Annotated in this window: 6 protein-coding genes; all 6 read left to right on the top strand. The window is 46.7% G+C overall.

The window, feature by feature from the left end:
• Positions 1 to 840 (top strand): class I SAM-dependent methyltransferase (locus Q0338_RS07520; protein ID WP_298086212.1); only part of this gene is annotated, 840 nt, incomplete at its 5' end.
• Positions 833 to 1,843 carry an iron ABC transporter permease gene (locus Q0338_RS07525; protein ID WP_298086213.1) on the top strand — a complete coding sequence of 337 codons (1,011 nt, stop codon included), beginning with the start codon at positions 833 to 835 and terminating at the stop codon, positions 1,841 to 1,843. The genes Q0338_RS07520 and Q0338_RS07525, both read left to right, overlap by 8 nt.
• Complete coding sequence (locus Q0338_RS07530) at positions 1,840 to 2,616, top strand: ABC transporter ATP-binding protein (protein ID WP_298086214.1); 777 nt, start codon at positions 1,840 to 1,842, stop codon at positions 2,614 to 2,616. The genes Q0338_RS07525 and Q0338_RS07530 overlap by 4 nt, the downstream gene beginning before the upstream one ends.
• Positions 2,617 to 2,625: 9 nt before the next feature.
• Positions 2,626 to 2,766, top strand: coding sequence for a hypothetical protein (locus Q0338_RS07535; protein ID WP_298086215.1), 141 nt, complete (start codon positions 2,626 to 2,628; stop codon positions 2,764 to 2,766).
• A complete protein-coding gene (locus tag Q0338_RS07540) occupies positions 2,763 to 3,629 on the top strand; it encodes an ABC transporter substrate-binding protein (RefSeq protein WP_298086216.1) in 867 nt (288 codons plus the stop codon). The genes Q0338_RS07535 and Q0338_RS07540 overlap by 4 nt, the downstream gene beginning before the upstream one ends.
• A 122-nt stretch (positions 3,630 to 3,751) precedes the next feature.
• A partial coding sequence (locus Q0338_RS07545; protein WP_298086217.1) for an ATP-dependent helicase occupies positions 3,752 to 5,762 on the top strand: 2,011 nt, incomplete at its 3' end.

Genomic DNA, 5,762 nt, shown 5'->3' on the forward strand with positions numbered 1-5,762 from the left:
CTAAATTGGCAGGCGATTAGGGAACTCAAATTTGCGCCTATGACTAGGGGCGGAGCTGGCGGAAGTGCGGTTAATTGGGACGAAATAGCCCAGATGTATAACGGCATGGCCGAGCTTGAAAAGCGTAGCGCGCAAATTTTAGCAGACGCTCTACCGATAACGTCTGAAGATAGCGTACTAGACGTTGGTTGTGGGCCTGGTCGCCTTAGCGTACCGATGGCAAGGCAAGCCAAAAGCCTAACCGCGCTTGACGCGTTTGGAGAGATGCTTAAATTTTGCAAGCAAAACGCCAAAAACGCTGGCGTAAAAAATATAAAATTTATGCAAAAAAGCTGGCTAGACGAAGACGCGCTAGACGCGATCGGCAAGCACGATATCGTCGTCGCCTCGCGTTCGGTTGGCCTTGGCGATATAAAAAGGCTAAACGACGCGGCGAAAAAATACGTATGCATAACTAGCTTTTTAGAAGACCATCCAAGTCTTAGAGAAATTTGGATGGATTTGCTTGCGGGCATCGACGAAAGAGCCTCTAAGCGTCCGCCTTTTATAAACGAAAATCCTAGGATGTTTGGCTACAACGTCACTTTTAATATGCTTTACGATCTGGGCGCAAACGTAAACGTGCGTATCTTTGATACCGTTTATGAAAAGAGTTTTACGGACAAGGACGAGGCTTACGAATTTTTAAAATTTGTCGGAGAAATCCCAAAAGAAAAAGAGAAAATTTTTAGAAAAAACGTGGATAAATGGCTAGTAAAAGATAGTAGCGGGGTTAAATTTTACCGTGCGACGAAAAGTTACGCGATGTGGTACGACGTAAGCGAGGTAAAATTTGAATAACAAAGTCTTTTTTGCCGTTTTAACGATCGTGCTGATAGTTTGCGCCTTTGCTTCTCTGACTCTTGGCAGATACGGTCTTGGTGCGGCTGAAATTTTTGCTAGCTTAAAATCTTTGCTGTTTGGCTCGCCTCCGTCAAACGAGCAAGCTCACGCCGTAATAACACAGATCAGACTTCCTCGTATTGCCTTTGCGGTGCTTGTAGGTGCCGCTCTTTCTGCGGCCGGCGCCGTGTATCAGGGGCTTTTTAAAAATCCTCTCGTATCTCCCGATATCTTAGGCGTCTCTAGCGGCGCGGCGGTCGGAGCTAGTATCGCTATCATACTTTCCCTACCCGTGCTTTACGTTTCGCTAACGGCTTTTGGCTTTGGGCTTGCGGCTGTTTTTGCGGTGGTTTTTTTAAGCCAACTAATCGCTAGAGGCAAGCTAAACGTCATCATAATGGTTCTCTCAGGCGTCGTCATATCTTCGCTTTTTGGCGCTTTTAGCTCGCTTTTAAAATTTCTAGCAGATAGCGAAAACAAGCTACCCGAGATCACATTTTGGCTGATGGGTAGCCTAGCTCGCACCGGAGGATATCAAAACGTCCTTTATATGCTAGGCGTCGCGGCGCTTTGCTCCGTGCCTTTGTTTTTGCTTAGGTTTAGACTAAATATCTTGGCATTTGGCGAAGAAGAAGCTAGAGCTATGGGCGTAAACGTCAAATTTTACAGCTTTATCATCATCTGCGCTTCTACTTTGCTGACGGCTTCTAGCGTTGCTTTTTGCGGTATAGTAGGCTGGGTCGGGCTCATCGTGCCGCACATAGCTCGCTCTATCGTGGGAGCAAATTTTAACGCCCTCTTGCCGGCTTCAATGCTAATCGGCGCACTATTTTTGCTGATAGTAGATACGATCGCAAGGTGCGCGATGGCTAGCGAGATACCTCTTGGTATCATCACGTCTCTCATCGGCGCACCTGTTTTTATCTACCTGCTTTATCAAAGCAAAAAGGGCTGGCTGTGAAATTTGAGATAAAAAATTTAAGCTGCGGATACGGCAAAAAGCTAGTCGTGAAGGAATTTAGCGCCGAGCTAAAAGGCGGAGAAATTTTATGCTTGCTCGGACCAAACGGCGTGGGTAAGACGACTGTTTTTAAGACGATTTTGGGATTTTTAAAGCCATTTGGTGGAGAAATTTTAGCAGACGGGCGAGATTTTTTCGCTTTAAGCGATAGAGAGCGAGCAAAGATCATTAGCTACGTGCCTCAGGCTCACACGCCGCCCTTTGCTTTTAAGGTTTTAGACGTCGTTTTAATGGGACGCTCGCCTTATATCGGAACCTTTGAAAATCCAAGCGCAAAGGACGTAAAGATAGCCCTTCAAAAGCTTGAAATGCTAGGAATGAGCGAATTTGCGGATAAAATTTACACCGATATCAGCGGCGGCGAGAGGCAAATGGTCTTAATCGCAAGAGCTTTAGCGCAAGAAGCAAACGCCGTTATGCTAGACGAGCCCGCCTCAAATTTGGACTTTGGAAACCAAGTAAAAATCCTAAAAGCCGTAAAAGAACTAGCGACAAACGGGCATAAGATCATCATGACTTCGCACTTTGCCGAGCATGCTTTTTATATTGACGCCAAGGTCGCGCTTTTAAAAAGAGATCAAAATATCATCTACGGCAGCGCGAGCGAAGCGATAACGGATGAAAATTTAAGGCTCGCATATGGCGCGGATATCAGAGTGGTAAAAAACGAGATCGAGGGCAGGAGCGTCTACTCCTGCGTCCCGATCGTTTAAGGAGAAAAAATGAGAAAGATTTTGGCGATTTTGTTTTTGGCGGTTTGTATCTTGCAAGCGCGTATCGTCGTGGACGACGGCGGAAAAGAGGTGCAAATCCCTGATAACGTAGAGCGCGTAACGCCGATGATAGGGGCTTTACGCAGATGAGCGCGATGCTAACGGGTGAAGATAAAATCATCTCTGGCGCAGCGCGGTTACCAAAAATGATGAGTAAAGTTTTCCCTAAAATAAAAACGATAAACAACGTCAGCGGCTCGTTAACAAGCAGCGCCGAGACCATAATCGCCTCAAATACGCAGGTAGTTTTTGGACCCGTTGGCATGATATTTGACGAAAATCAAAAGGCACAGCTAGAAGCAGCAGGCATCGCGGTCGTAAATATCAATAAATTTAGCAACGCTAGCGAGATAAAAGGATCAGTTAGTAAAATCGCTGAAATTTTGGGCGGTGATGCTATAAAAAGGGCTAGCGAATTTAACGCATATTTTGACGAAAATATAAAATTTGTAAGCGAGAAAGTAAAAAATATCAAGGATAAAAAGCGGGTTTTGGCTCTAAATTTTAACTCCGGAAATTTCGCAACCATCAGCGGCAAAGATATCGGCGCGGAGTATATAAAAATCGCGGGCGGAATAAATTTAAGCTCTCAAGATAACGAAGCGGACTTTAAAATCTCAAAGACGATAAACGAGGAGCAAGTTATTATCTTTAACCCCGATATCATCATAACAAATTCGCGCGAAGGCAAGGAAAAAATACTAAATAATCCCCCGTTTGAAAAACTAAAAGCCGTTAAAGATGGCGCCGTTTTCGTCGTGCCTAGCGGCGTGTATCTGTGGAGCGTGCGTAGCGCCGAGGGCGCCTTGCAACCGCTTTGGCTAGCCAAAATCTTTTATCCCGAAATTTTTACCGAGCTAAATTTAGAAGACGAAGTTAAAAAATTTTACCTCAAATTTTACCGCTACGAGCTAAGTGACGAGGAGCTAAAAGAAATACTAAATCCAAAATAAAACCGCTAAATTTTCGCCTCGCTTTGTAAACGCGGGGCGAAAATTTAGCCCTCATCGCTTTTGCATTTTTATAAATTTAAGCCCGTTTGGGTATAATCTGCCCTTTTAAACGCGAGGAAAATATGCCCCTTTCAAAACTAAATCAAGAACAATACGCCGCCGCGACCGCCCCCGCCGGACACAATCTAGTCATAGCAAGTGCCGGCACCGGCAAGACCAGCACCATCGTCGCTCGCATCGCTCATCTGCTAAATTTAGGTGTAAAGCCCGAGAAAATCCTGCTACTAACCTTTACAAACAAGGCCGCGGCCGAGATGATCGAGCGATTAAACCGACATTTTGATAAAAAAATCACCTCGCGCATCACGGCGGGCACGTTTCACTCGGTTTCTTATTCGCTGCTTAAATTTCTAGAAAAACCCGTCACGCTAAAGCAGCCTAGCGAGCTAAAAACGCTGCTAAAATCGCTCGTAGAAAGGCGCAAATTTAACCACCTAAGCGACATCAAGCCATACGGCGGCGCTTATCTTTACGACGCGTATTCGCTGTTTCAAAATTTAGCCCTAAAGCAGACTTTTGGCGAGTGGCTAAAGGAGCGAAGCGACGAGCAAGGCGTATATGCCGAGATTTACGAGGACGTTTTGCGCGAATTTGAGGAGGAAAAGAGCAAATTCGGCTATGCGGATTTTAACGACTTGCTTATCAAAATGCGTAACGAACTGAGAAAAGGCGCGCCGCTCAAATTTGAGGAAATTTTAGTCGACGAGTATCAGGACACAAACTCGCTGCAAGGCTCGCTAATCAGCGCTTTTGAGACGAAAAGCCTTTTTTGCGTCGGGGATTTCGACCAGAGCATTTACGCTTTTAACGGCGCAAACATCGAGATCATCGGCTCGTTTAAGGACCGCTTCGCAGACGCTAAAATTTACGCGCTAAACATCAACTACCGCAGCAGCTCCGCGATCCTAGCACTTGCCAACAAAGTCATCGCAAACAACCCGCGCCTTTACGAAAAAAAGCTAGTCGTCGGCCGCGAGGGCAAATTTACCTCGCCAAAGCTGCTGGTTTACAACGAGCTTTTCGACCAATACTCAAACATCGCGCAGGTCATCGCCGTCAGCAAATACAAAAAAGAAAACATCGCCATCATCTTTCGCAACAACTCGAGCGCCGACGGCCTAGAAGTCGCGCTGCGAGAGCTTGGTATCGGCTCTAAGCGCAAGGGCGGCGTGAGCTTTTTTGAGAGCCGCGAGGTGCGCGCTGCGATGGATCTGCTAGGTATCCTCATAAATCCAAAAGATATCATGGCCTTTATCCACGTGTGCGAATACGCAAAAGGCGTCGGTGCGGCGCTTAGCAAGGAGATTTTTGAAGTGCTAAGCAAGGTCGGACACGGCGACGTCGTGCGCGGATTTTTGCAGCCTGACGATAGCGTGGAAGCCTTTGCCAAAAAGACCAAAAACTACCAGCTGGGGCTTTTTGACGAGCTTGACGAGGTCGGGGAGAAGTCGCGCTTTGCTAAATTTAACTTTTGCGAGGATTTTTTCGCGCACCCGATTTTAAAAATGCAAAAACTAAGCGAGAGCGGCGGGCAGTTTTTGTATGAAATTTACAACTTTTTAAGCGCCGCCAAACGCCACTCGCGCCCGACCTCGCTGGTAGAAGATCTCAAAAATAGCAAAATTTACGCCCTCATCGCCGATAACCTCGCGACCAAGCGCGCCACGCAAAAAAACGGCAACATAGACGAAACGCTAAAAAAAGAGGCCCTCGAGCGCATCGCGGGCAAGCTAGAGGTGCTGGGCGAACTAGCCAAAAACTACTCGGAGGCGGAGAAATTTTATAACTTTATCACACTGGGCAGCAGCGAAATGAGCAGCGGCGAAGGGGTAAATCTGCTAAGCGTCCACGCCTCAAAGGGGCTTGAGTTTGACCTCGTTTTCGTAGTCGATCTCGCGCAAAATCGCTTCCCGAACCTCAAACTCATGAGCATGGGCGGCTCGCTCGAGGAGGAGCGGCGGCTATTTTACGTCGCAGTTACGAGGGCACGCGACGAGCTGATTTTAAGCTACGCCAAATACGACAAAATCAAAAAGATAAACTACCAGCCTAGCCAGTTTTTTATCGAGGCCG

The sequence above is a fragment of the uncultured Campylobacter sp. genome (assembly GCF_938018145.1).
GTDB lineage: Bacteria > Campylobacterota > Campylobacteria > Campylobacterales > Campylobacteraceae > Campylobacter_A.

Excerpts from the sequence above, each read along its gene's own strand:
- Q0338_RS07535 (WP_298086215.1), top strand. The coding sequence starts at position 2,626 with ATGAGAAAGATTTTGGCGATTTTGTTTTTGGCGGTTTGTATCTTGCAA.
- Q0338_RS07540 (WP_298086216.1), top strand. The coding sequence starts at position 2,763 with ATGAGCGCGATGCTAACGGGTGAAGATAAAATCATCTCTGGCGCAGCG.